2 protein-coding genes and 1 pseudogene are annotated in these 1,656 nt (G+C 34.0%); 1 reads left to right on the top strand and 2 read right to left on the bottom strand.

Translation table 11 applies throughout. From position 1 onward, the window contains the following. Together JMX63_RS14825 and JMX63_RS14350 are read right to left on the bottom strand one after the other, a co-directional pair. Window positions 1-71: pseudogene (locus tag JMX63_RS14825) on the bottom strand (transposase); the annotation flags it as partial. 298 nt (window positions 72-369) lie between these two features. Beyond that, the gene (locus JMX63_RS14350) at window positions 370-1,086 is read right to left on the bottom strand and encodes a Cthe_2314 family HEPN domain-containing protein (RefSeq protein ID WP_201573185.1); all 717 of its coding nucleotides are present in this window, start codon (window positions 1,084-1,086) and stop codon (window positions 370-372) included. Window positions 1,087-1,436: 350 nt separating this feature from the next. On the opposite strand from JMX63_RS14350, the gene JMX63_RS14355 reads away from it, so the two are divergent. After that, window positions 1,437-1,656, top strand: a 220-nt coding sequence (locus JMX63_RS14355) for a transposase (RefSeq protein WP_201573187.1), incomplete at its 3' end; no start/stop codon positions are given.

A 1,656-nucleotide genomic window follows, 5' to 3' on the forward strand; every position in this document is an offset into this window, starting at 1 on the left:
ATGTCATCGAAGCTGTTCATGCTACCAGCCATTTGTTCGGCCAGTTTTTTAATGTCAGATTGAGTAGTCATTGCTTATTCTCCTGTTAATGGATTATAAGCAGTTACACAGTTTTTAGGAAACTCCCAGTTAATTTCTTGAAGCTGTAAACTAACGAAAATAACCACTAGACTCGAGATTAAACTGCAACTCAAGGCAATTATTTAGCTTTGAAATGAGTTTATTCTCTTGTTAAGTATTGTATTCTCCATGACGTTCTATGCTGGTTTTTAAGCTCAAAATCATCAATGCTGGTGGTGAAAGCTTCGTTAGCTCTGTGTAATGTCAATTAGTTTGATTTTACTTTGTTAATCTAAAATATGGACTTCACTATGTAAGCTTATCTTTCATTCCTAGATATTTAGTATTTACAGCATTCAAGAAACCAATGATTAAGCCTTCAAGTTCAACAAGATGTACTTTGAATTCGGATTTTTTGTCCTTTATATATTTATCTGTTTCAGTTTTATATAGATGCTTAAACCTAATAATTTCGGTTGCTCCTTGCGCCTCAAGAAAATAATAAGATGCAATAATATTTAATTTATCGTCTTCACTATATGTTTCATTATGTGCAACTGAGTTCCTAAACTGTCTAAAATTATTTGTAAATTTATCTAGAGCTTTTAAGCTCGTTTCTATACTAGATCCTTTCACATGTATATTTTTGACAATAGTGCTATTTTTGCAGTCTCTTTCAGGTAACCCTAAGTTATAAAGAGTATTGACCAGCCTTAAGCATCTATCGTAAACAGAAGTGATTCGAAGATAATAATTTTCTATGGCAAATACAATATGATCATGACGATTCATTGATTGGGGCGAAGTGCTAGCTCTATAGCCAGATAAAAGGTCGATGGAAAATTGTAGTTGCTCCATGCAATTAGTGATATTTTTGACAGCCTTAAAACAATCTAGTGTGTATTGCTCTAAAGGACTAGGGGTGACCGCAATACCTGCTTCCAAATTGCATCTTCTAATGTAAGGAATAACAACTGCATTAGTTGATTTAAATACTTGTAGGTCATCAAATTTCAAGTTGTTCATAATTTATACAATACTCTAAAATGTTAAATTTTTAGGTCTTCCGTCTCAGCGTAACCTACGAGCTTGGGTAATACTATTTTTAATTTCAATAGCTTTGCTTCTTCCGGTAATAGTAAAAGACACTAAAGTAGATTCAAAAGGGTTAGTTTTAATAAGCCCTTTATTTACTAAACTTGATGCAACTTCTTGAGTCTCGAGCCTAGAGATTTCCATAGCATCATAATTTAAATTACTCAAGTTTATGAAGTCTTCTCGACTATCCTCTATTATTAACGCCATGATGTATGAGCTATGCTGAAGAAACCGTACAACTAAACTTGGTAAACTAAGCGTATTGACAGGAGTTTACCATGACCAAGAAAGTAAGAACCTACAGTGACGAATTTAAAGCAGAAGCTGTTAAAAAGATAGCAGACAACAATGGCAATATTTCAGCGACTGCAAAGCAACTTGGCATAGCGATGCAAACGTTATCGAACTGGCAGAACAAAGCCAATCAAGGCAAGCTTATTGGCACAGAACAATATGATCCTGATCTTATGAGTGCTCTTCAAGAAATAAAGCAGCTCA

This window comes from Psychrobacter nivimaris (assembly GCF_904846365.1).
Classification (GTDB): domain Bacteria; phylum Pseudomonadota; class Gammaproteobacteria; order Pseudomonadales; family Moraxellaceae; genus Psychrobacter; species Psychrobacter nivimaris_B.